Below are 252 nucleotides of genomic sequence, written 5' to 3'. Positions count from 1 at the left end.
CCTGCTGCTGGCCGACCTCCAGGATCCCGCCGTCACCATCACCCCCATCCCGAAGACGGGTCGCAACGCAGTGGTGTCGTGCGAGGTGAGCTTCGACGACCTCGTCGTGCCGGTCGACCAGCGGGTCGGGGACGAGGGCCGCGGCTTCACCTACCTGCTGGACGGCCTCAACCCCGAGCGCATCCTCATCGCCGCCGAGGCCCTCGGCATCGGCCGCGTCGCCATCGAGCGCGCGGTGGCCTACGCCAACCA

Annotated in this window: 1 protein-coding gene; it reads left to right on the top strand. The window is 71.0% G+C overall.

Annotation, left to right across the window (positions count from 1 at the left end; translation table 11 throughout):
- Positions 1 to 252: acyl-CoA dehydrogenase family protein (locus tag ACX9YW_RS23325; protein ID WP_460351155.1), on the top strand; the 252-nt coding region annotated here is incomplete at both ends.

The organism is Pseudoneobacillus rhizolycopersici, assembly GCF_054786815.1.
Note: the sequence above shows the minus strand (reverse complement) of the source record. Positions and strands in the feature narration are given on the sequence as shown.